At 38.0% G+C, this 24,973-nt stretch carries 19 protein-coding genes; 12 read left to right on the plus strand and 7 right to left on the minus strand.

From position 1 onward, the window contains the following. The 3 genes from J1G40_RS11585 to J1G40_RS11595 are packed head-to-tail and all read right to left on the minus strand — an operon-like array spanning position 1 to position 3,751. A complete protein-coding gene (locus J1G40_RS11585) occupies positions 1-1,146 on the minus strand; it encodes a hypothetical protein (protein ID WP_265242803.1) in 1,146 nt (381 codons plus the stop codon). A gap of 19 nt (positions 1,147-1,165) precedes the next feature. After that, positions 1,166-3,172: an RICIN domain-containing protein gene (locus tag J1G40_RS11590; RefSeq protein ID WP_265242804.1), complete on the minus strand. Its 2,007-nt coding sequence runs from the start codon at positions 3,170-3,172 to the stop codon at positions 1,166-1,168. A 15-nt stretch (positions 3,173-3,187) separates the two neighbouring features. After that, positions 3,188-3,751 (minus strand): hypothetical protein, encoded by a 564-nt coding sequence (locus tag J1G40_RS11595; protein WP_265242805.1) that lies wholly within the window; start codon positions 3,749-3,751, stop codon positions 3,188-3,190. A 110-nt stretch (positions 3,752-3,861) separates the two neighbouring features. Between J1G40_RS11595 and J1G40_RS11600 the strand changes: the two genes are divergently transcribed. After that, entirely contained in the window at positions 3,862-4,431 is a 570-nt protein-coding gene (locus J1G40_RS11600) for an RNA polymerase sigma factor (RefSeq protein ID WP_265242806.1), read from the plus strand. Between the two features lies 1 nt (position 4,432). Continuing rightward, positions 4,433-5,158 (plus strand): tetratricopeptide repeat protein, encoded by a 726-nt coding sequence (locus J1G40_RS11605; RefSeq protein WP_265242807.1) that lies wholly within the window; start codon positions 4,433-4,435, stop codon positions 5,156-5,158. Here the strand turns inward: J1G40_RS11605 and J1G40_RS11610 are convergent. The 4 genes from J1G40_RS11610 to J1G40_RS11625 all read right to left on the minus strand — a co-directional run bounded on the left by J1G40_RS11610 (position 5,150) and on the right by J1G40_RS11625 (position 12,289). Next, positions 5,150-7,837, minus strand: coding sequence for a CHAT domain-containing protein (locus J1G40_RS11610; RefSeq protein ID WP_265242808.1), 2,688 nt, complete (start codon positions 7,835-7,837; stop codon positions 5,150-5,152). The genes J1G40_RS11605 and J1G40_RS11610 overlap by 9 nt on opposite strands. 163 nt (positions 7,838-8,000) lie before the next feature. Continuing rightward, the gene (locus tag J1G40_RS11615) at positions 8,001-8,606 is read right to left on the minus strand and encodes a hypothetical protein (RefSeq protein WP_265242809.1); all 606 of its coding nucleotides are present in this window, start codon (positions 8,604-8,606) and stop codon (positions 8,001-8,003) included. A gap of 12 nt (positions 8,607-8,618) precedes the next feature. Then, entirely contained in the window at positions 8,619-9,296 is a 678-nt protein-coding gene (locus J1G40_RS11620) for a hypothetical protein (protein ID WP_265242810.1), read from the minus strand. A 17-nt stretch (positions 9,297-9,313) separates the two neighbouring features. Next, a complete protein-coding gene (locus tag J1G40_RS11625; protein WP_265242811.1) occupies positions 9,314-12,289 on the minus strand; it encodes a DUF6797 domain-containing protein in 2,976 nt (991 codons plus the stop codon). Positions 12,290-12,597: 308 nt separating this feature from the next. On the opposite strand from J1G40_RS11625, the gene J1G40_RS11630 reads away from it, so the two are divergent. The 10 genes from J1G40_RS11630 (at position 12,598) to J1G40_RS11675 (ending at position 24,931) form a co-directional block, all read left to right on the plus strand. Further along, on the plus strand, positions 12,598-13,659 hold the full coding sequence (locus tag J1G40_RS11630) for a hypothetical protein (RefSeq protein ID WP_265242812.1): 1,062 nt from the start codon (positions 12,598-12,600) through the stop codon (positions 13,657-13,659). A 278-nt stretch (positions 13,660-13,937) separates the two neighbouring features. Then, positions 13,938-15,290, plus strand: a complete 1,353-nt coding sequence (locus J1G40_RS11635; RefSeq protein ID WP_265242813.1) for an MraY family glycosyltransferase — start codon at positions 13,938-13,940, stop codon at positions 15,288-15,290. A 33-nt stretch (positions 15,291-15,323) separates the two neighbouring features. After that, positions 15,324-16,553 (plus strand): polysaccharide biosynthesis C-terminal domain-containing protein, encoded by a 1,230-nt coding sequence (locus tag J1G40_RS11640; protein ID WP_265242814.1) that lies wholly within the window; start codon positions 15,324-15,326, stop codon positions 16,551-16,553. Between the two features lie 273 nt (positions 16,554-16,826). Further along, positions 16,827-17,921, plus strand: a complete 1,095-nt coding sequence (locus J1G40_RS11645; RefSeq protein WP_265242815.1) for a hypothetical protein — start codon at positions 16,827-16,829, stop codon at positions 17,919-17,921. Between the two features lie 72 nt (positions 17,922-17,993). Then, positions 17,994-19,136, plus strand: a complete 1,143-nt coding sequence (locus tag J1G40_RS11650) for a glycosyltransferase (RefSeq protein WP_265242816.1) — start codon at positions 17,994-17,996, stop codon at positions 19,134-19,136. Positions 19,137-19,209: 73 nt separating this feature from the next. Then, positions 19,210-19,770 (plus strand): putative colanic acid biosynthesis acetyltransferase, encoded by a 561-nt coding sequence (locus J1G40_RS11655; RefSeq protein ID WP_265242817.1) that lies wholly within the window; start codon positions 19,210-19,212, stop codon positions 19,768-19,770. Then, positions 19,763-20,593 carry a glycosyltransferase family 2 protein gene (locus tag J1G40_RS11660; RefSeq protein ID WP_265242818.1) on the plus strand — a complete coding sequence of 277 codons (831 nt, stop codon included), beginning with the start codon at positions 19,763-19,765 and terminating at the stop codon, positions 20,591-20,593. The genes J1G40_RS11655 and J1G40_RS11660 overlap by 8 nt, the downstream gene beginning before the upstream one ends. Positions 20,594-20,686: 93 nt before the next feature. Further along, positions 20,687-21,670: a glycosyltransferase family 2 protein gene (locus tag J1G40_RS11665; RefSeq protein ID WP_265242819.1), complete on the plus strand. Its 984-nt coding sequence runs from the start codon at positions 20,687-20,689 to the stop codon at positions 21,668-21,670. Positions 21,671-21,690: 20 nt separating this feature from the next. Then, on the plus strand, positions 21,691-22,440 hold the full coding sequence (locus J1G40_RS11670; RefSeq protein ID WP_265242820.1) for a glycosyltransferase family 2 protein: 750 nt from the start codon (positions 21,691-21,693) through the stop codon (positions 22,438-22,440). 151 nt (positions 22,441-22,591) lie between these two features. After that, complete coding sequence (locus tag J1G40_RS11675) at positions 22,592-24,931, plus strand: polysaccharide biosynthesis tyrosine autokinase (RefSeq protein ID WP_265242821.1); 2,340 nt, start codon at positions 22,592-22,594, stop codon at positions 24,929-24,931. Positions 24,932-24,973 lie beyond the last annotated feature (42 nt).

A 24,973-nucleotide genomic window follows, 5' to 3' on the forward strand; every position in this document is an offset into this window, starting at 1 on the left:
TTATTCGGATTTGTAAAATGAGTTAAAATCTTTTTGCGAGCTGACGTCTATGATGCCAGTCCAATTTTCTTTAAGCAGCCAGGTTCCTTCCATAACATCCCCGGATTCTGCCAATTCAATGACCCGGTAACGCAAGGGTTTATCCAGGCGTACGGCATATTCAAATTTTACGGCATGTGCATAGATGTCCGGGTTGGTTTTGGAGAAGTCTATCTCTGTTTTCACAGGACCCTTTCCCACTCCTTCAGCTTCGAGCTCCACGATCTTTCCCAAAAGATCTGGCCTGATGTTTTCCCTAAAATCGTAGCAATACACGTCTACGAGGCCGTACCTGGGAGAGAGAGTGCTCTCAAAACTGATTTCTGCAAGCAGATCTGGCCATAGTTCCAGGTCAACTGCTACTTGAAAAGCTCCGGCATTTATTAAGGCCTCTGTTTTTACTTCAGTAGAATCTGTTGGCTGGGCGTTGAGTTGTTCAAAAACCTTTTCCAATTCCTCCGGCCCGTTAAATTGGTAACTTACCTCTTCATTGTAAGCGCCATGGATCCATATACCATAGGCTACACTCAAAAGTCCTTTTTCCTTTTTAAAACCATCCCATAGGACCTGAGAAGTAAATTTGTCTGGCCTGATAGTAAAGACTTTAGTAGTCCAAAGCGCTCCTCTCCTGTTCTTTGTGTTGCTGTTGTAGTTGCTGCGTATAGCTGTAGTACTATCAGCATCCAGATTACTATAAATTAGGGAGGCTTCCATTTTTTTGATAGGGGCAGGCAGCAATTTTATCTTAGTCCTACCAGCAGATTTTGTTTTTAGGCGCTCTCTTATTTCTTTGAGCGCTTCGTTGGTGATGCCGGCTTGTTTGATGGTAAATTGGATAGCACTGCTTTGTTTCCAGTCTTTCATGCCTCTGGCCCTGCTGGGAATATGTGTCATCTTTACAAATGAGAACTCTGGTTTGCCATCTGCGTCCCGGTCTAGCTCAAAACTGCTTGGGGCGTAGTAATATTTGTGCTGCAGATGTAGGTCTGCATAGACCGGCAGACCACCGATAATCTCCTTAGAAGACAGGTCTGGTTGTGTTTTAACCTGCCAGGCGAGTACCAGGAACATTACAGTTACTATTCTTATTTTAAGATTGAATACCATAATTTGTGGACTTCAGCGTTTAGTTATTCTCATTACCTTCTTCTCCTTCATACTCTTCGTCATCTAGCTTGTCTGGCCAGGAATTGAAGTGCTCTTTTAGTTTCGCTTCCGAAAGCAATACTCTAAGCTCATCACCTTTGAGCCAATGTTCCATGGCATAGATCTCCCCATCTGGCATTACGAGTTCTACCTGGTATTTAAAGTCGGGCTGCTCCCCATTGTAGAGGTAAAGGATTGGAGATTTCAGATAATCGTTATCCGATTCTATTTCTATGGGGTCGTGAGTAGTAACTTCTCTTTGCTTCCCTGGATCTAGTTGTTTAGATTTCATACGCACCCAGATAAACTCGGCCCCTGTGGCTTTGAGCAGGTTTACAGACCTGAACTTGATCTCTTGTTTGGTAGCTGCAGTAACGCCCCCTGTGAGATTATTGAATATTTTTTGTGTGCAGGTCTCACATTCCAAAATCCGGTATTCCACAAAGGCTCTCAAGGGCTTTTTTACTGCTCGTAGTTTGGGTGGCACTCTAAAGCCCACGGGTTTTTGAAATTTTAATTGATCGTTGGGCTGTAGGGTTTTCTTACCCAAATCAAAAGAAAAGATATAGGGCTTTATACCGCTATCATCTACGGTGGTTAATACATGAAGGTATTGCACCCTTATGGGGTATGGAGTTGGGTTTTGAATGGTGGACAGTGAGGGGAAGTCCACTTCAAAAGTACCATAGGTAGACTCGTCCATAATGCTGATATCTGCAGGGATACCTACATCACCTTCCTGGTCCTTATAATTGAAATTTACCGTAAATGATATCTTGTTTTGTAGTCCGGCACTTTTGAGCGCATCAATGTTATCGTCTGAAGTACTGAAATTCACTTCTATCTCATCACCAAAACTTGAAGAAGGAACTATGGAGATCTGATCTGCGTTAATATCAAAACCTGCACCCTCAAATTCGATTTCAGGGTCTTCTACCTGTAGAGGTCTCAGCTTCACATCAGGATTGGGGAGTTCAGTACTCGTGAGAATCTCATTCAACATTTTGGTCATAAAGTTTTTTTCTGCTATGGTGATACCCGAGGTAAGTGTAGCGGATACTCTGGCACTTTTGTTTTCTGTTCCTTCAGAATTTCTACTGTAGTTAATTTGCAGATCGTGCTTCCCCATATCCTTATCCCACAGTAGGTGATAGGAGTTTGGGCGGTAGTAGAAAACCAGGGAACCCGGAGCCTTATCAACAAATAACTCTGCGTGTATCCTTGAAAATGAAGTAGATTCATTGGGATCGAACCGCTGGTCGAGATCCGCATTTAAATCAATAAAAAGCTGTGCTACAGGTGCTTCTATATCTACCCCTTTGGCCGTTGGCCTTGCGGCAGTCTTGCGCCTATCTTCCATAGCTTTTGCCAGAACCTTGAGCAGGTTCTCATTAGATAAATTAAGATGGTAATTGTAATAAGGTAAATTGGTATTTGAGGAGGTGCTACTACCAGAAGTTTCGGAACCCTTAGGATTTCTTATTATCACAGACTGAATTTTCTTGAATTTCCAACGTTGGGCGTTCCCACCATTATAATTCCACATCCAGATGGGGGTGCCGTCTTTTTCGCTTCCCCACTGCACATCCATATAGGTACCTTTTAGAGACTTTATATAATGATAGCCATCAGGTCCGGGCACAAATTGCCACTTGGTGTTGGGATTACCCTTGCCCTGATAGAGTACGACCTTAGCTTTGGGTTGGTTAGATCTGTTTTGAACATGCAAGTACTTGCCAAGTACAGACTTGATATAGAAGTATTTTCCCCCGGCGGCTTCGAGTTTAAACTTTTGTGCATTACCACCATTATAGGGCCATAGATGTAAGGGGGTGCCATCTTTGGTACTACCCCATTGTACATCGAGGTATTTGCCACCTACTGCCGACTGTAAAAAGAATACGTCTCCGGCTTTTTGGGCATTTAAATTTGTGCTGATCAGGGCCAAAATGAGATAGCCCAGAGAATATAGAACAGTTTTTTTCATGATATTTCTTTTTAGTTATTGAGCGATAAATGTTCGGCGGGCATTGCCTACAGGTCTGAGTTGTACCTCTATGATCTGCGGGCTGCGATTAGAATTACTCGCTATATCAGAATTGTCGCCATCCGCAGTTTTTGGTGTCCACTGCTTTTTAAGTTTGTATACATAAGACATCCCCTTAAAGCGAAACATGCCGTTTGTAAATACCAATTCGATATAATCTGTGACACTTTCCCGGGTACCCGAGAGTTTTAAATCAGCGGATACTCTTATATTGCCCGAGCGGATTTTTTGGATATCTGCCGGAATCTCTAACATTCTAGAACCAGATTTGCTCAAGGCGAAGACCTTAAGATATTTTCCTTCATAACCCTCTAATTCGATTTTCAGGTCTACCTGATCATCTTTTTGGGAAACCAGAAGTACTTTTTGTACATCACCTTCCATCCCTTCCAGTTGTTTTGGTTTGGTACCTTTCTTCTTTTCACTTAGATTGGGCTCATATGCCAAAGCATTTTGAGCCTTAAGATCAGCGCCCATTAAAACCAGTATCAGAAGTGTAATTAGCTGTAAATTTTTCATGCTACTATTTTTAGATTACACCCTTTTATGGGATAATGATTAAAAGGTTAACAAGCGATATGTTTTTTTTTTACATTTAAATGTTAACTTTTAACAGTGTCCCTACATTAATGGCAAAGGAGTTCGATCAAATATTATTTCGTTCTTTGAAAGAAGGATCTGACATTGCCTTTAAAAAGGTGTATCAGGATAACAGGTCGCTTTTCCTAAACTTTGCAAGGAAATATGGTATTCCCGCTGCAGATGTTTTAGATATTTATCAGGATGCTTATATAGTGTTCTATGAAAATATTGGCAATGGAAAATTGACCGAACTTCGAAGTTCCATATCTACCTATTTGATGAGTATTGGCAAGTATATGATTATGGACAGGATTCGAAAAGACAAGAAAAAAATTCGGTCGGAAGAGTTAATAGCATCGGTTGGTGAAATAGACTCGGAGATTGCATCGTACGAAATTGGCAACGAAGAACTCTCGACAAAACAGCTTTTATTACGTACTTATTTTGACCAATTGGGTGAAAAATGCAAGGCTATTTTAACGCTTTTCTACTATAAGAAATACAGCATAAAAGAGATCATGATCCATGGCAATTACAATAGCGAAAATGTGGTCAAAAGCCAAAAATCTCGTTGTCTCAGAACTTTAAAAGAATTATTTAAATCTACGGCCAGGTAGTATGGAAAACGAAGAACTGATAAATAAATACTTCTTAGAAGAACTCTCGTCTAAAGAACTTGAGCAGTTCCAGGTGCTTCTTGAAGAGGACGCAGAGTTTAAGGAACAGTTCCAATTTGAAAAAGAAGTAAGAAAGGTGATCGTGTCTAAGGAAAGGTCGAAATTAAAATCAAAACTGCAGGAGTTGGAGGAGGAGCTAGAACCTCCCGAAGCTATTCGAAGATTCCCCTGGAGACCATTAAGTATTGCAGCTTCAATAATGGTTTTAATAGGATTAGGTTGGTTTATGCTAAAACCAGACCGCACTGATTTACAAGGATTGTACAGTTCCAATTATGATATATACCCAAATACCGTTTTTACCATAACCCGGGGTGATAGCATTAATACCTTGGAAAGAAGAGCATTTGTAGCTTATGAATCCGGGGAGTTTGAAAAAGCCATAAACTTATTTGAGGAACTATCTGTTCCGGATAAAAAGGATTATTTAGATTTCTATCTCGGACAATCTTTTCTGCAATTAGAAAAGACTGATAAGGCAGCACAATCATTTCTTCTGGCTATCAAAAGCAATAGTGAGTTTGTGTCGGAATCCAGATGGTATCTGGCGCTGACCTATTTAAAAATGGAAGATACCATCAAAGCCAAACTTACTCTGGAAGAATTAATTGAGGCAGGAGATTTTCGAAAAGAAGCGGCAGAACAGCTCCTTAGTGAATTACCCTAGTTTCTTGGTTAAGAACCAACTAACAAAAGCCAGCACCATCACTCCCAATACATACCAAGCCAAAAAGGATGTTTTAGAAATCGGGTTGGTATTACCGCTTATTATGAACCCAGACCAGTAGTAAGGGTGAGATAATGCGTTTTCTCTATTGGCATTGAGGAATGTGAGCTTCGACTGCTGAAGTGCCAGATCTTTAGCATTCCCCTGAGATAGATTTTTATAGAAACTGCCCATTAATTGGGAAGAAGAAGCATCATTGATATTCCACAATGTGCTAACAATACTAGATGCACCTCCATAGAAGAACCCCCGGGTTAGACCTATAAGTCCTTCTCCTCTTTTTAGTTCACCAATACCACTTTCGCATGCACTTAAGGTAACAAGATCTGCCTTTAGTTCTAACTGATATAAATCCTTCACATACAATAGATACTCTTTATCATTTTCTGGTGTAAAAGCCAAATAGGAGAATTCAGGGGCGTTATCATTGTACTTGGCGTGAGTTGCCAAATGTATGATCCCATAATCCTCCGCTTCATTAGTAAAGTTTTCCAGAGAGGCTACTTCATCTTGAAAAGAATTCCCTCCGAATGCAGCAAGAACTTGTTTTACTTCCCTGCCATTATGGGGAAGAGGAAACAATCTGGGGGCAGACAATGATTGAGACTTGGTCTTGTTCTGCTCAAAGCTGGGTGCAAATCCCAAAACATTATCGTTATTAATTTTTCTATTGTCTAATTCCGCTAGCAGGGTAGCGGAATTTGCATAACTGATCTGACTTGTTTCCATTAGATATAGAATGCGGTCAGAACTGGTGTTAAGTGCGCTGAAGGGCAGGTAATTTAGCAACCCATCCGGGACTATAATTAGTTTTTGATTCGGTTTTTTGGCTATTAGGGGTTGTAGGAGATAATTATATAGACGGTATGATATTTTTGCCAAATCCCGAACATCAGATTTAGGATTCCCCAGCATTATCCTGCAGCTGCTAATTAATTCCTCTAGTTTTAAATCTAAGGGGATTCTTAGCATTTTGCTGTCATTTTTTTCTATAGATAGGACGTATAGCGCTTTATTCCCCTGAAAATATGATATCATTTGTTCATCACTATCCAAACGATTTTTTACCTCTGCAATGCTGGCTACCTCATTGTTGTACTTCAAATTGAAATAAGCTGGAAAATTTGTTTCTATATTGCTGCTGAGCAACCTATGATCGGTATTAAGCTGGAATAACTGATCACTTAGATCAGAATTTTTATTTTTCGCCCTGTTAAGTTTCTTTTCAACATTGGCAATTAATGATTTTAATTGCCTTTCTCTTTCAAGGATACTGTCAGGAATTTTGGCAAAAGCAACTGCCTTTGTACCCATAAGGACTTCCAGTAGTAATACAGACTTGCTTTTTTCCGCGTAGTAAAATGCCTTGCTCAAATAACTTTTGTCCTTAGTTTTCGAATACATTTGATAGGCAGCCTCTAAACCTGTTTCAAATAATGGAATAGCCTCCTCTATTAATAATAATTTGTCTTCTTCGCTTTTAAATGTCGGCTTTATTTTATCTAGAGTAGAAACGCCAAAATCTACCTGGTCCAATATCGTCAGGTAAGCCTTCTCTGTATTTAGTTTGGCTAAAATTTGCGTTTTATTTTTTAGTAAACGCAGTAAGGTATTCCCATTAGAATTGAGTATGAGTTGAGGTGTATTTCCAGTGTCGAAATCCACTAGTTGTGTAAGGCCAAGATCTAAATTCATCAAGCCTTGCTCTTGATCTCCCTTTGTTGCAAGAAGTACCCCTATTTCATTGTACACCAATGCGATTTCTTCGTGTTTTTTGGTTTTCCATTTTTCTTTGTAAAGCCTTAGACTTTCTTTATAACTTTTTAGTGCTGCTGAATAATCGCCGAGACTGGAATATAACTCACCTTCGGACCTGTAATACCGGTTCCAGAATGGATGCGCTGCAGGGAGCTGTAATTTCATCAGATCCAGATAGTATTGTGCGCTATCAATTTGAGCAAGCTTGAGGTAATTCTGTACTATATTTTGCGCTACGGAGACTTTTCTATTTGTATTACCATTATTAGCTATATAAAATTTCAGAGCCCTTATAAAATAGGCATTGGATAGGTCATACTTTCCTTCTTTTTTATACACCTCAGCAAGAAGACTATAATTGATATGGAGTGAGGCTTCATCTACCGGTTTTATTTGTGAAATAAAACGTATATTTTTTTCATAGTACTGTTTTGCTAAGTCGTATTTACCCTCATTTGTATACATTTTGGCCATAAACGAATAAGCAGTAGACTGCAATGTTTGAAACTCGGCAATGAATAAGGTATCCGAGTAGTTTTCGGTTGCTGAAAGTAACTTTTCAAAGTAATTCCTGGCTTCATTGAAGTTGTCTACTTCAAAATGGTATGCACCTTTGTCGTACAATAAAGAATTGAAATACAATTTTCTTTCAGGAAGTGTAGCGAGAAAAGATTCTTGTTTCCTTAACAGCGAATCCAGGAAAGATATATTCTCTCTCATTTTTTCCAAATCATAATGATAACCTGCAATTCTGTTGAGACTTATGCCAGTTTCTATAACATTTATCCAATCGTTCTCGCCTGTTGCTATTTCAGAAATTTGGTCAAAGTAGTAATACGCGGAATCCTTTTTGGTGTACAAATACCTATAAGCAAGTTGGGTAAGAGAATCAATTTGGTTGGTGTAGTTATCAGTTTGAGAATTTATGCTATAAATTGGATATAAGGAGATAATTAGGAACAGCATTTGCTCAACAATAAAAGCCCTCGAGAGGAGGGCTATTATTTGTCTATTTAAACCTTTCCTATTCTTTAAATGCCTCAATTGAATAACTGGTTATATTTTGCTGATTATCTCTCTTAACTACCTTAATCTCAACAAAGCCAGTGTAGTCTGCAATATCATACTCCTGATAATTCAATAAGTTCCTGGATCCTCTAAGTCTTCTTGTCGGCGGAGAGGTGTCACTTACAAGACTATTACCCTGTTCATCTAATATTTCAAAACTTAATACAAGATTGTTTCGGGTTGCAATCAGGTATCGGAAATCTATAGGTAAACAAAGATCTCCGTCAGGACAAGGTGGTGGTGGAGGTACAATTCCTCTTGCCACAATATCTATAATATCTTGCAATTCTCCTGATAAATTCTCTCTTTCTTCAATAGCCTCATCAAGATCGGCCTGGGTTTGAGCGTCGCCTTGATTATTCTTGATAATGTCTTCCAGATCATTAATTACTATTGTAATATCATCTATAGCAGCTGTTAAATATAGCTGGTAAAGTCCGCCCTCATAGACGTAGTTGGTTTCGGTTAACTCTATTCCATTTTTACCTCCTCCAAGATAATCTTTAATACATGAGGAGAGTAAGACACATAAAATAAGAGCCAGTGGGATTTTTGTTCTCATAATTATAGTTATTTATTGTTTAAAAGCCTGGATTGAATAATTAATAGTATTGTTTTGTGCGTCTGTCTTCGTTAGCTGTATGCTTATTGGGCCCGAATACTGTCCAAGATCAAATGTCTGATATTCAAATTCTTCTTCAGACCCTGGAAGTCCATTAGCACTAGCGCTGGTTATATCATTTAATGGATTTTGTTGATCATCCAAAACAGTGAAAGTGGTAATGTTATTACTTAAATCGGAAATTAAGTATTGAAATCCTGAAGGCAGACATAAATCACCATCAGGGCAAGGAGGTCGGGGCGGGACAATTCCAAGAGCAACAATATCTGGTATTCCTGCCAATTTTACATTTATAGCTTCTTTGTTTTCAATTGCCTCTTCAAGTGCTGCTTGAGTCTCTTCATTGCCTTGATTATTGTTAATTATTGCTTCAAGTTCCTGGATTGTAGTATCCACAGCTAACAGTTCACTAGATAGATAGAGTTGGTATATTTCGCCCTCATAAACATAATTATTGTCTGTAATTTTAATTTCAGGGTTTTCACAACAACAAAGGATACTAAAGCTTAATAGCAAAAAAAATGTACTTCTCATAAGATTGTTTGTGATAATAGTATATAAATTAATGGAGGGAACGCCATTTAAATATACAACAGCTATTGGAATATACAATAGAAATTTAAGCTTCATTTTAAGCAGAAAGACCGCTAATTCATTTCTTCATTAAGTTGATGGATTGTATTTTGAACGGTCCCCTTTAGAATGTTTCCGGCGATATCCCGAAGTTCATAATCTATGGTCATTACATCTACTTTCTGGAGGCTATCTACAAGGAGTTTAATTGTTTTACCATCTTCACTGAGTTCTGCGGCCGATATATTGAGTGTTTTTTCCTCATATCTGTCAGAACCATAGGCACTGCTTCTTATAAGGTCCCAGCTATTGATTTCAAAATTGTTTATTTCACTTGCTGTTTTCTTATCCAATGCACTGGCAAAGCTTAGGACTATGGAACTTCTGGTTACCTTTAGCCCTACGGGTGTAGTTAAGGGTCTGCCGGTATAACGAATGCGGTATAAACCGCCCCCACGCAACATTTGATTGGTGCCCCAGGCAGACATACCACAGGCGTAAAGTTGTTGGTCTCCGGGATTAAACCTTCCGCGCATAACTCCCGTCAGAAATTTAATTCCGGGCAGATCTATCACCCCTCCCTGCATTTGCCCATTAATTTGCTCAGGTAAGACCAACTGAATCTTGCCAAACCCATAGGAGAAACTCAGAAGACTGCCATTGAGCGGCCCCCATTTGTCGCTATCAACCCAAAGTAATTCCGAAGGTGATCTGTCGAACTTCATATCGAGCCAAACCATGGGAGGTTCCATGGCTAATCTGGTAGTGTCTTTTGGTGGGTCGTAGCCCCATATATTTCCATAGAAATTGCCTTTGCCTTTTACCCAATTTATTCTGTTCATTGGGTTCCAGTATCCTTGTTGATCCGTAACGAGGAAACTTCCATCGGGGTTTATACAGACCCCATTTGCGGCTCTGAATCCGGTGGCAATTATATCGGTTGTAGCGCCATCTTTGCTTACCTTTAATAAGGTGCCATGCTGAGGTACCAATGCTTCCCTTGCGTGCCTGCCGCTTTTGGCATAATAGAGATTACCCGCTGCATCTGCCTGTAATCCCATGGCAAATTCATGGAAATGATCGGTTACCTGATGATCATGGTTAAAAGATTCGTAGAAATCGGTTTCCATATCCCCATTATAATCGCGCAGCCGCACTAGCTGATCTCTGCAAATAACAAATATATTGTCATCTATGACCTTAATCCCCAGTGGCTGGAAAAGTCCGGATCCGATCCGTTGCCATTGTAATTCCCCTGAATTATCTGTAAGTCCGGAAATAAGCCATATGTCGCCATCTGTAGCACAAACAACGGCCTTGTTAGTATCTGCCAGGAAATCTATTCCGCTTAACTTCATTCTGCATGCCCAGGGATTATCAAAAGGCGGGGTAAGCAAATCAACGGCAAAGGCACCTTTATCTGCGCCTCTGGTGATTGTAGTTTTCAGAATTTGTGGGTAATGAGGCCGTCCTCCACCCTGTGTATATTGTGATAGTTCTTCAGGAGGTGCAGCAGAAGCAGCAAATTGGTCTAACCCTGAAATTTCAGAACCACTGATAAACAACTTTACTTTTGCGGCTTTCCCTTTCTCTACCAGCAACATATAATACCCCTCTTCTTTGATCAATGTTGCTCCTTCGCCCCGCAAGGCTACTTTATTTGTAAGCGGAGCGACTCTCATTTTTAAAAGGGAGGGTGACCCTGATATATTTAATGTTCTTGTAAATATAGTTGTGGTGTCCTGTTTTTGCATGCCCATTACTTCCAATACCTCAGAATTGCCTATGGAGTAGGCTAGAATAACACGGTCTTCAAAGTGGTAGAGTCCTTTGTAATCTGCCCACGATTTTGGTAGTGGTCCAAAAGCCCGCCCATCTCTGGCCCTGAATCTGGGGTCTTCAAACGAGCCGGTGTCAGGATTGGCCCAACCCGGACCAACCGGGGTTTCAAAATGCAGTTTTCCAATGTTCCTGGGGTAAGTTTCGTGCTGGTCATTGAGCAAAATTCCATTCCAGTCTATAAACCCGTCGCCGGTCCACCCGCCGGCAACCCGCATGAGGTCATGATCAAATAGCATCCATGCCTTGCCTTTAGAGACCCCTCCTTTTCCCTTGTCTAACCTTATGGCTATTCCTTTGTAAGCAAAGTTATTTTTAAGGTAGTCTTCATCCGGAAAGGGCGCCGGTCCTGGAGAGTGATACCGCGGGATGCCGGTTTCAGTATCTGCCAGTTCATAGGTGTTGATCAGGAAATCCCCGTAGTCCATATCGGCCCAGGGTTTATATGGTTTAACTTCGGGGCCTCGGGAGTTGCCCTTAGGTAATTGGCTCAGATAGCCCGGGCTGTTGGTAATTAATTCCTCTTGTGGATTGTGCCTGACGAAGTTATGCTGGATATAGCCAATAACATCGTATTTTTCCTGGGGTGTAAGTACGGGTTGTGGCGGCATAGTTCCATACCCTTTAGTTATAGTCTGATACATAGAATAAGCGTCGCTACCAGCCTTAAAAGATGCTTCCCAAAACTTCGCGGCGGAAGGAATAGAGCCCTCCACCTCCTGATTTCCATGACAATTGATGCAATTTGAGCTATATATGCGTTCGCCTCGTTTAAGGCCTTCCTTGTCTCTATCGCTCAGAATACCGGCATGATCTATATTTTTTTCAGATTCCGGAAGATCAGTTTCCTGGAGTAAATAGGACAAATGGGATCTGTTAATTACAATGGCATCATGAGATTGTTCAGTAGCATTTATTGGAAAAACCTCTTCAGTAAAATGTAATTCTCCTGTAAAATACCCTGGTTGAAAGTTGCCTTTTAGGGCAACTGTATCTCCGTAAAATTCAAATTCTCCGGACAGCTCTTTTGCGTTCAGAGCGGTATTTTCCAGGATTTTCGTGCCCCAATCCAGTGAGATGAGCGATACCCTGTATTCACCGGCTTCTTTTTCAATTTTCATTACTCCCATAGATTGCTCATTGCCAAAATCGATATTAAAATCCCAGGGTCCGGCAGGAGGGTTAGAGGTGCAATTATAGAAGGCGGGCATCACCAAAATGCAGAAAAGAAAATTAATATATGTCCGGGATTTAAAGAGAGCAGATAAAAAATTGAAACGATGTGATATATGCATAACTAAAAATAACTAAAAAATGCATAAGAACTTTGAGTTGAATTGAATGTAGATAAGGGTGTTTACTTAAAGTGCATGGTTTAACCGGTGTCTTTGAACTACTTGGCGACAACTGCAAGTAATTGCTGTTTGACTCCTTATATACTGGGATGCGATTAGTTTTACCCTTACCGCCCTGAATTTGGCATTATTTCATTAGCTTTAATCAGGTTAAATGCCTTGAAATGAAAAAGTTGGTATTTATATTGATTCTGGTGCTCCTTGGCATCCCAATCCAGGAGGTTTCTTCGCAGGAAGATCCTGGTATGGAATCTGCAACACCCGATATTCCTTTTTTTGACGATGACAGGCCTTTAACCATCCAACTGGAATTTTCGACTAAGAAAATAAAAGCCGAAACAAATGACAGCACCTATGTTGCTTCTATGTTTAGTTACAAAGTGGGTGATGCAGCCTGGGATTCAATTAAAATAAAGATCAGGGCACGTGGTCATTTCAGGAAGAAGAATTGCTACTATGTGCCCCTAAAACTGAAGATAGGTAAGTCCAGGGTGAGAGGAACCATCTTTGAAGGGAATCGTAAGATGAAGCTGGTTTCTCCCTGCCTTCGCGAAATGGACAATAATGATTATTTATTAAAAGAATATTTGGCTTACAAATTGTTTGAAGTGATATCTCCCTATCATCTTAAGACACGTTTGGCAAGTTTCGAATATATTGAAGAGAAGGGAGAAAGGAGGAAGAAACATCAGCTTTTGGCCATTTTGATAGAGGATATGGATCAACTGGCCGAGCGTTTTAATGGTCGTGAAATGAAAAAGAGGGTACACCCCTTGCAGCAAGACCATTTAACTTCATTACAGAATGAAATGTTTCAGTATTTTATAGGAAATACCGATTTCTCTAGCAGAAGTCTACACAACGAACAGCTCTTATACGCTGATAATAAGTACATCCCCATCCCCTATGATTTTGATATGTCTGGCCTTGTAAATGCGAGTTATGCCACCATTTCAGGCATGCAGAATATGAAGGGAAGCATTGCTAGTGTTACAGAACGTGTATACAAAGGCTACGATCGGGATGATTTACTCTTGCAGCAAGTGAGGCAAGATTATATTGCCCATAAAGCGGAGTTATTTGCTGTGGTAGATGCACTTGAAACCGAGTTTAATAACACCAGAAGATTTGATGAAGCCAGGAATTATCTGGCCGAATTTTTTGAAGTAATGGAGGATGATAAGAAATTTCAAAGACGCATAATTAATAAGACAAGAACCTATTGAGCGCAGCCAATGGCTGCCGTTGGATAGATAAATAAAAAGTCTGGCTATAAGTGCCCAGTCGAACAATTAAAAACCCCCATTAGTAGCTCCCCTTAAATAATGTGCTGGGTAGGTTTTGTTAATATCCTTGTCTCAATTGTTAATACTTTCTGTAGGTAAAATCCTTTAATTCACCCGGAATTGAAATATCTTGCTATTATCCAAATATGTGATTTATGTTCCCTCTAATTGTTTAAATCCTGGGAGATATATCAAGACAATAAGCTTAAAATCTTTTAATGACCTACATCAGCAGCCTACTTTCCAATTCCTATTTATTAAGTATAGCTGCTATCATTCTTACTTTTCTCGTTGCTAACAGGATATTTCCCATTATTATTTATACGGTAAGATCTAAAAACCTTATGGATGAACCTGGTGACCGCAGTATACATGGCACCAAAACTCCCACCCTTGGTGGCGTTGGGGTGTTTGTTGCCTTTGCAGTTTCTCTGATACTTTTTGGTGTCTTTAAAGAATTAGACAGAGTGGATTTGGTTAAATTATTAACGCTTTTAGCTGGCACTATGGTCTTGCTTTTTTTAGGGATAAAAGATGATCTGCTAGCGCTCTCTCCTCGTAAAAAGTTTATAGGACAACTATTTGCGGTGGCAATCGTAATATTTTTTACAGATGTCCGTATAGCAGATTTTAACGGGCTATTGGGTATTACAGCATTGCCGTATCCTGTTTCGGTTCTCTTTACTGTCTTCGTATTTATCCTGATCAATAATTCATATAATATGATAGATGGGATAGATGGGCTGGCGGGCACTATTGCTATTATTGCCAGCGGATATTTCGGCATTTACTTTCTTATCAATGGGAATGTACTTCTTTCATTGGTTTCCTTTGTGCTTATTGGTGCACTAATAGGATTTTTGCGATTTAACTTATCGCATTCACGGAAGTTATTTATGGGAGATTCTGGGACTATGTTTATCGGTTATTTGCTGGCCTACCAGGGGGTAAGTTTTTTGACAATAAATGAGTTGCCAAATACGGTGTTTACGGTGCCAAATGCCCAGATAATGTTTATTGCGGTCCTCTCTTTTCCACTTTTAGATACTTTACGTGTATTTGTCATTCGAATATCTAAAAAAGGGAGTCCGTTTAAGGCAGACCGCAACCATATCCATCATAAATTGCTTCATTTGGGCTTAGAGCACAGACAGGCAACTATGTTTGTAGCACTTTCCAATATTCTGATAGTCATCGCGGTAGTATTTATGGATCATTTAAGTAACGGCCTTCAACTTATACTGAGTGTAGGTTTGGGTGCACTTCTATATCTTACACCTCTTATTATTTTAGGAAGAAAGCAAAGCAGGACTGTTCGAAGCCTGGATCTTATTGATGCTGAAGAGCTTTCTGAGCTGAAATTAACCAAGGAAGATTTAGCAAACTTGAATGTGTTTAAGGATAATCCTCCAATGGAGGAAGAACTTATTTTGGAGCACTATACAAGTAAAGAACAGCAAGTAGAGGAAGTGGCAAAGAAGAACAAACCATCGGCGAGTCCACAGATGCAATCGATTATCGCAAGGCGTTTGGAGGCCTTAAAGAAAATGATGGTAAAACAGGAGCAATAGAAACGCTTTAGAAATAACCAAAATCTTATTAGGTTGCTATTAAAATTAAATAGGTCTACTTTCCAAAACAAGAAACGTAACTATGTGGTATTGTCCCAGGTATTAGGAGCCCTTTTTGCACTTATAACGGGAAAGTTAATAGCGATTTATATTCCACCGGAAGATTTTGGCACCTATAGTCTTCAGTGGGCGGCATACATATTTTTCTCAACACTTTTTTTAAAACCATTTATAGAATTTACGAAAACCAGTAATAATACCTTAATTCCAAGAATTGGGGGAATGTTTTTTAGGGTAACGGGTACTATTTTAGCGGTTTTAACAATCTGTCTCTTAATATTATTTCTATACTATTTTCAGTCAATAAGTATTGGTTTGGTGATTGTGCTGGTAGTATTTGTTCCAGCCTCCATGATCAATAGCATCTTGATTAATTATTTAAATGTAAAAGACTATTTGATTAAATACTCTAAATTGGGAATCCTCAATGCGACATGCGGTCTTTTGTTCCTTGCAATAATGCTGTTGTGGCAATTTCAATGGTTTAGCAATGTTCAAATATTGTGGTTAGCTCAATTAATGAGTGCTTTTGTTGGAAGTATCCTTTTCATTACTCGAAAAAAGGTGATTTTTAATTATCTTAAAATTGGGTATGATACCTTCATAAAAAGGTATCTGAGTTTTGCGCTACCGCTCTTATTGCTGGCTATTTGGGCCTGGATAAATAATTATTTTGATCGATATGCCATAGAGTATTTCTTGACAGTTAAACAGGTAGGAACTTATAATGCCAGTTATAGTGTAGGCTCGAAATTTTTCATATTATTAAGTCCAATTTTTATGATATTAGTAACTCCTCATGTCTACGATTTATCAAGGACTTATCTCAAGAAAAAATCCATTAAAAAATTCGCAGCGTATTATATTATTATAAGTGTACCAATTTTAATCGGGATTTATTTCCTTAGAAATTATATAGGCGAAATATTATTATCGGAAAACTATAGGGAGGGATTTCATATTATTTTTTGGATTGCATTGGCCTTTTTTATAATTACACTTACCCAATTATTTGAATTGCTTTTTTATGCAAAAGAAAGGACAAAGGTACTTATGTATGGGAATATGGTGGCAGCGCTCTTTAATATTCTGTTGAACATAATATGGATCCCTAGATTTGGAATTATGGGAGCGGCATTGGCAACCTGTATTGCGTTTACAGTTAACCTTTGTTTTATCTATTATAAATTTATAAAACTATAGTACTACTAAAACTAATTCATAATCTGTTTTGATTGGAATAAACAGGAAATTTATAGTGATAATTTGATGTTGAGAAAATACATATTGAAAAGGATAGATTATATCATTCTATTTTCTGCATTCCTGCCTTATGCGTTTGTAAATGCGGGAGTAAGAATAGAACATCTGGTGGTATATTCCATGTTTTTAATATTATTTTTTAGACATAATTTTTTCTTTTTTAGACGGAGTTCATTTTCGGGTATATTATTAATATTTTCTTTGTTAATCTATTTGATAACGACAATTTCTTTTGCCAATGGATTAGACCCGGATGCCATGTTTTTATCCAACTTTGAGAATTATATAGAAACATTGATTCTATTTCTCATTTTCAACAGCCTCCTTATAAAAAGAGAGTATTTTACAATAGAAAGAATGATTAAAATAAATACTTTCTTTCATCTACTACTGTTTGTGAATACTGGATTAGTATTGATTGAAATGTTTACCCCTTACGCAGATTATTTTTTAGAGCTTTATGTTAAAAACGATGCAGAAGGGTACAGGACGGCCACTAACTCTATGGGTCGCTATATGGGAGTGTTTAATCTTCCTATGGAGAGTGGAATGGCTTATTCTATGGGCTTATTAACCTGGTTATATAATTTTACACAGAAAAAGAATAAAAAAATAATCTTAGAATTCTTGTTATTTCTTGCCATATTAATTGGTGGTATCGCCTCTGTCTCTAAGGTCTTTTTAATGGTTGGAGCTATACTTTTTGTAGCGGTTTTTTTTATGATTGGTAGTATTAGGAATAAATTGATATTCTTATTTGTCGGGATATTTTCATTATCCACACTCGTCCCTTTATTAACAGGCGGTTGGCGTGGATTCAGGATCTTAGAAAGCCAGTTCATTAAGATTACTACCAATTTCAGTATTGATAATATTACTGCCGGAAGACTAGGATCTGGAAGTGGTATTTATAGCTGGGTTTTAAATCAGGATATTCTTGCTCTAATATTTGGAAATGGTTTTACACAAGCAGGGCTTCTTCATCTTGATAGCGAATATATGCAGATCTTATATCAAGGTGGAGTAATTTCATTATGTCTGTATTTAGCCATTTTAATAAAGTTGTTTATTAGATGCGTATCAATAGACAGTAAATTCTATAAAGAGAGAATATTAATGTTTTCTATTCTTCTATTAGGGGCTATTACTGCAATAGGTGGGCCAATGATATTTATGAATAGAGTACGGATATTCTTTTTTATTCAGTTGTTCTTTATTTACAAACTAACGCATATGGTTTTTGTTCGGATTAAAACTAAGGAAACGGCAATTAATGAACCTAGTGATGGTAGTGTAATTACCGTATGAAATAATAGGAGAATTGAAACTATAAATTATTGAAACAAATTAGATCATTAAAGTCTTTTAAAATATAGCCAATTGAAAATTGACCATGTTATTTCAACTATTGACAATGCCAGTGGAGGTCCATCTCGCAGTATAACCCACTTAGTGACTAAATTGGCCGAATTTAATAAGGCGGTCTATCAGCATATACATTGTGGGGAAACAAACGATCCAATAATAAGCGAATTTTCGGAATCAAACCTCAGTCTTTCATTTTATAAGCGAAATTTACTGGGAAAATTGTCAGGATTAGGTAGCAATATATCTATTGCTCCCAATACTATTTTCCACGGACATGGATTATGGGAATTGCCAGTACACCAAATGGCAAATATGGCTCAACAAAATGATATTCCTTATATTATTTCGCCTCATGGTATGCTAAATTCATGGTCGTTTCGCCAGAAAAGCTTGAAAAAGAAGTTGGCACTTGGAATATATCAAAGAAGAGATATAAAACTTGCTTCATGTTTGCATGCGACCGCTAAAATGGAAGCAAGAGACCTTCGCCAATTGGGTTATACCAATCCGATCGCAGTTATTCCCAATGGAATTCCCATGGACAAATTTCCTCAGAAACATTACAATCAAAGTCATTCAAAAAAAACAGTTCTATTTTTATCGAGAGTCGTTGAGAATAAGGGAGTAGGCGAGCTTATCACAGCATGGTCCAAATTGTCGAGACATATTACAAAAGACTGGAATATAAAGATAGTAGGTGATGGACGTAAAGAATATATTAATCAACTTAGGAAATTGATAAAGTCCAATGGACAGGAAGACACTATTAATCTAGTAGGTCCGCTTTATGGTGAAGAGAAGATAAAAGCTTTTCAGCAAGCAAGTCTATTTGTTTTACCTACTTATAGTGAAAATTTTGGCATGGTCGTCGCCGAGGCTTTGGCTTGCGGGATACCGGTGATTACTACTAAAGGAGCTCCATGGGAAGACTTGATTACTAATGAGTGTGGATGGTGGATCGATGTTGGACTTGAACCTTTAATGAAAGCCTTAGAACTGGCATTGTCCTGCAGTGTAAACGATCTCGGAAAAATGGGGGATAATGGCAGGAATTTGATAGAACAAAAATATTCAATGAGAGTTGTTGCATCTCAAATGAACGAATTGTATGAATGGTTATCTGGCGCTGCAAACCGACCTGAATTTCTTTATTAAAATATTATGTAAATGAAATGTGATATTGTTTAATGGAATAAAACTTTGAAAGTATGATTACAAAATATATACTATGAATAACGAAGTATCTGTTGAAAATAGCCGATATAAAAACGAACTAAGTTTCTCGAATAAATTGGGTAGACTAGTTTGGCGTATGACCTATTATATCTTCTTCAGACCTTTTATTGGAAATGTTTTTAAAGAATGGAGAAACCTTGTTTTACGGCTTTTCGGAGCAAAAATAACGGGTGATACCAAGATTTTTGCATCTGTGAGAATCTGGGCTCCTTGGAATTTGGAAGTTGATTCGGCATGCATTTCATATAACACTATTTTATATAATGTTGATAAGATATATATAGGTAAATCTACCGTCATTTCCCATAATGTACATATCTGTACGGCATCGCATGACATCTATCACAAATCACATCGCTTAATTACAAAACCAATTATTATCAAGGATAAAGTTTGGGTGGCTGTAGATTCATTTATAGGACCTGGAGTAACGGTTGGTCAAGGTGCCGTTATAGGTGCCAGAGCTGCAGTATTCAAAGATGTTCAGGATTGGAGTGTAGTTGGGGGTAACCCGGCAAAATTTATCAAGAAAAGAGTTATATCTGATGCATAGGAATTTAATTACAGCTATCGTCCTGACTAAAGATGAAGAAAAGATTTTGGACAGGTGTTTGTCAGCATTGCATTTTGTACAACAAGTGATAGTTTTTGATTCTTTTAGTACAGATAAGACATTGAGCATAGCAAAAAGCCATGGTGCAATTATTCATCAGAGAAAATTTGATAATTATGCAAGGCAAAGGAATGCTGCTCTTGATATAGTTCCCAGTGATTGTGAATGGGTTCTGATGGTTGATGCAGATGAAATTGTGACAGATGAATTGCGGCATGAAATTCTGAATAGAATTGAAGTCGATAGCGAAAATACCATGTTTAGGGTGAGGCGTAAAGATGTTTTTCAAAATAAATGGTTACGGCACAGCAGTGGTTATCCTACCTGGTTTCCCCGATTATTTAAGAATGGTCATGTTAGGGTAGAGCGCGCAATAAACGAAGAGTATGTTACATCAGGCAGTGAAGGGCGCCTTAACGAACATTTGTTGCACTATCCATTTAACAAAGGCATCACATGGTGGATAGAGAAACACAACCGCTATTCACAAATGGAAGCCAAATTGATGGTGAAAGAGATTGGTGAACCATTAAAATTATGGGGCCTGTTTTCAAAGGACCCCGTTGTCAGACGAAAACAACAAAAACGTTTAAGCTATCACCTGCCATTTAGGCCACAGTTTGTGTTTTTTGCGTTTTATGTCCTCAAGGGAGGATTTTTAGACGGAAAAGCAGGCTATCATTTTTGTAGGATGAGGGAGATGTATGAGCAAATGATCAGTCTTAAATATGATGAATTAAAAAGAAACAATGCTAATTCATAATGGAATTTGCTTTCTGGAAATGCATCACAAAATGGTATGTATAAAATTTAATCGGTCTTATGATCGGATTTGAATATGGATTTAAAAATTAAAATGAAGGTATCTGTAATTATTCCAGCATTTAATTGTGGTCAGTACATAGAACGCTGCGTAAATTCTGTAATAAATCAGTCCTATCGGGACATAGAGATTATTGTTGTTAATGATGGAAGCACTGATGATACACTCTCAATATTAGAATCTATTAGCCAGTCTGATAACCGACTTTCGTTTATAAGTCAAAAAAATACGGGAACACATTTGGCTAGAATGAATGGTGTTAGAAGTTCTACGGGCGATGTTATTTTTAATTTGGATGCAGACGACTATTTAGAATCCAATGCAATAGAATTACTTGTTAATAAAATGCAGAGAACATCCGCGGACATTGTAATTGGCAATTACTATCAACATAGGAATGGGATAAAACGGTTAATGAGAAATACCCCTCCCTCCAGTTATGATAGAACTGAGGCTATTAGCTTTATGCTCTTGGGGAAAATTTCGAATTACCTATGGGGCCGATTAATTAAACGTCATTTGATGGACGAAATAGATTTGCCTTCAAAAAGAGTTTATTCAGAAGATGTCCTGACCAACTTCTTTATTTTATGTAACCACGATGTGAAGATTGAATTTGTCGAAGAACCCGTATTGAATTATATCATTCATACAACCAATATATCGTATTCCAAAAGCGAAGGACCGGTTGAAGGATTCTTCGATGAATTTGAAATGGTTGAAAAAATGTTGTCGGACAAAGGCCTAAATAGTGTTTTGCAAGATGAAATTGCCTTATATAAATCATTGATGTGGATTGGCTATTGCAGGAAAGGCGGCCTAAAGGCAAGAGATAAATTATATCACAAGGAATTCTTCAAAAAGAACTACCCTAACGCCAAGAAACACCTTCCTTTGCATTTCAAATTAGAAATGTTTTTATATTATAAAAACATCTGGCTGGGAAAGAATTTTACTGATTTGATGTTTAGGATATATGGATTTCTTGTAAAAACAGGTATTATAAGAACAAGTTGATTTTATCACAAATTGTTACCATGAAACTTACCTTAATTACAGCAACCTACAATAGTGGTAAAGTCTTATTGGATTGTTTAAATTCTGTGTGGAAACAGGATTATAATGATATAGAGCACCTGATTATCGATGGAGGTTCAGAGGATGATACATTGTCTGTTGTAGAGAAGTTCAAGTGTCATAATTATAATATTAAAGTTTTCTCTGATAGTGATAACGGCATTTACTACGCTCTTAACAAAGGAATTGCCCTTGCAACAGGTGAAGTAATTGGTTTTGTACATTCGGATGATCTGCTCGCCGATCCTAAAATTGTTTCGAAGATCATGAATTGTTTTAATGACGGACCGTACGACGGGGTATATGGAAATCTGCAGTATGTTGATAAACAGCAAAGTACTAAAGTTGTGCGGTCCTGGCAAAGCCGCGATTTTGAGCCCGGACTATTAGGCAAAGGGTGGATGCCTGCGCACCCTACGTTCTTCTTGAAAAAAGAAGTGTATGTAAAGCACGGAGGATTTAATCTTAATTATAGAATTGCAGCAGATTATGACATGATGCTAAGGGTGCTAAAAGATACCTCATATAGGTTTGTTTTCCTGCGGGAAGTAATTACCAAAATGAGAATGGGTGGGGCAAGTAACCGAAATTTGAAGAACATAATTGTAAAAAGTCGTGAAGATTATAAAATTTTAAAACGAAACCATATTCGCAATCCTTTGCTGGCCCTATTTTTAAAAAACATTTCAAAGGTCAATCAATTTTTTTAACATTAGAATTGATCAATAGTACGGCCAATATTGGCATACAAACTGATTAATAAATTTGCTGATAACTTCTCCTAATTTATACTGGGGAAGGATTGCCTTATAGATTATTATTAAGTATTTTTAGCGACTTGCAAAAGCTATAAAAAGGGAGATGAAGGAATCACAGATCAGCGTAGATTTTATTGAGAAAGAAGATGCTTTTACACTAAAGGATGCAGCTGGGAAATACCTCTACTACTGGCCGTTGTTTTTAGGTGTAGTGCTTCTAAGCGTAGTTCTGGGATTTCTATATATGCGCTATGCCCCTATAACCTATGAATCTGTAGCGAAAATCAAGATTATAGATGATGAAAAGGAGACCAATATTGCATCAGAAGCACTTGCCAAACTTGAGGGGAGCTCAACTATTAATTTAGAGAATGAAATTGAAGTATTAAAGTCTTATCGCATTTTAAGTCAGGTAGTGCGAGATCTCCGTTTAGATATCGATTATTATCAGGTAGGGAATGTCAAAACTTCACAAATTTGGAACCCTCCTTTTGTACTTACCAAGCCCATTATAGAAGATAGTATTAGGCATTCAACAACCTATTCTGCTACTATTGGTGAAAAGCAATTAACCATTGCAAATTCTGAAGGCAGGGAAGCAATATTCTCTTACGATACCAATGAAACAGCTGCAGCAGGATTCCCCTTTGAAGTTAGCCTGGCGGAGGATATTGATATCAAAAATTACCTGGGTCTTAACTATAAGATTATCCTGCAGCCTATCAAGGAAGCGGTAATGCAATTGAATAAATCACTACATATCAGATCTGCCAATGAGAATAGTGAAATTTTGTATTTATCAATAAAGGGAACAAGTGTTGATCGTTCAGAATCTATACTCAATTCTTTGATAGCAAAATTTGACGAGGATGGTATTTTAGACCGTCAATTGGTTTCAAAGAGAACCCTGGAAGTAATAGACAGGAGATTTGCCTTTTTGGCAGGAGAATTGGATTCCATAGAAATAGGAAAAGAAGATTTTAAAAGGACAAATAGCCTTTCTTATATTGAATCTGATGCCGATAATACACTGCAAAGGAAATCGGATACGGAAGATGAGGTATTCAAGTTAGAAAACCAGATTTCGCTCTCCAAAATACTAAAGGAAACTGTCATCAACCAGGTAGATTATAGCTTATTTCCAGCAGACATAGGTCTTGAAAACAGTAGTCTTAACGGTTTGGTAAACAATTATAATACATTGGCACTGGAACGGGAAAAATTACTTCCCAATGTAGGTGTTAACCACCCGACATTGAGAGCGTTATCGGAACAGTTAGAAAGAGGTAAGGTCAATATCATCAAATCTGTCAATGTTTATCAGGCACAATTAAGATCTTCTTTAAGGAGGTTAAATCAGGAGAAGAGCATAGCATCAGCGCAGTTTTCCGGAATACCTGAAAAGGAGAAAATGTTGAGGGCCATAGAAAGGCAACAAAGAATTAAAGAGAATCTTTACTTACTTCTTTTAGAGAAAAGAGAAGAAGCTGCTATCAATCTTGCGGCTACTTCCCCTTCGATAAAGGTGGTAGATTATGCCCTGACAAGTAATGAGAGGTTATCACCGAATAGTATTGTGGTCTACCCGGTTGCGGTGATGCTGGGATTGCTTGCGCCATTTTTACTGCTTTTTGTGAGGTTTTCATTAGATACTAAGGTCAGAGAACGAGCCGATATTTCAAAGTTGGGCCCTGAGGTACCAATAGCTGCTGAAATTCCTCGATTGAAAAAAGGAAAAAGGGTCTTTTCCGGAACTACAGATCGATCGGTTTTAGCAGAGTCGTTTAGAATTCTTACCACCAACGTTAACTATTTGATGCCAGAAAACAAGGCAGATGATGCCAAAGTGATATATGTCACCTCCTCTATTAAAGGAGAGGGAAAAACAATGGTGGCTCTTAATTTATCACTTGCTTATGCCAGTCTGAAGAAAAATGTCTTGTTAATTGGCGCCGATTTCAGAAATCCTCAACTCCACCAATATTTACATAAGAAGAAACCTGTAAAAGGGTTGGCAGATTATTTAACACACAGGACCTTGGATTGGCGAGAATTTGTTCAGCCTGGCATTGGTGATAATGGTTATCACAAGGTGTGTTTTAGCAGAACCATTCCTCCTAATGCTACCGAACTCTTATCCGGTAAAGGATTTAAAAAATTTATTGAGCAAGCGAGAAAAGAGTTCGATTATATAATTCTCGATACGGCTCCTACAGTTCTTGTTACAGACACCTTTTTAATTTCGGAACAGGCGGATATGACATTGTTTTTGTTGCGTTCTGGTCATACGGAAAAGCGTCTGCTCGAATTCACAAAGGAGTTAAAGAAGAATAACAGACTAAAAAATATGGCCTTTGTACTCAATGGAGTAGGGCAAGGTAAATCTAGAAGCTATAACTATGGCTATGGTTATGGCTATGGTTCAAATGAGCATACATTTTGACTATAATATATCCTGTGCTTGGGAAACCTTTGTCCGTTTCCT

The sequence above is a fragment of the Muriicola sp. Z0-33 genome (assembly GCF_026126425.1).
Classification (GTDB): domain Bacteria; phylum Bacteroidota; class Bacteroidia; order Flavobacteriales; family Flavobacteriaceae; genus JAFMPW01.